This window comes from Methylobacterium hispanicum, assembly GCF_022179285.1.
Taxonomy (GTDB): Bacteria; Pseudomonadota; Alphaproteobacteria; order Rhizobiales; family Beijerinckiaceae; genus Methylobacterium; species Methylobacterium hispanicum.
On the sequence record NZ_BPQO01000110.1, the window covers coordinates 1 to 319 of the forward strand.

Sequence of the window (319 nt, forward strand, 5' to 3'; positions counted from 1 at the left end):
CGTGGTGGCCGACCCGCTCGTCCTCGCCGGCGGCGCCGGCGAGGGCATGCTGGGCGAGCCCTACGAGGCCCGCTTCTCCGCCGGCGGCGGCAGCGCCCCCTACGCCTTCGACCTGGCCGGCGGCACCCTGCCGGCCGGCCTCGTGCTCGAGGCGGACGGGCGCATCGCCGGCACGCCGAGCGGCGCCGGCAGCTACCCGGGCATCGTGCTGCGCGTCACGGACGCGGCGGGCCGGCGCGAGCAGGCCAGCCTCGCCATCACGATCGCCGGGCCGCTGCGCATCGCCGGCAGCCCCGCTGCGGCCGCCACGCTCGGCCAG

1 protein-coding gene is annotated in these 319 nt (G+C 80.6%); it reads left to right on the forward strand.

Features of this window, described 5'->3' with window-relative positions:
• Window positions 1–319 (forward strand): Ig domain-containing protein (locus MFF56_RS31985; RefSeq protein WP_238232266.1); only part of this gene is annotated, 319 nt, incomplete at both ends.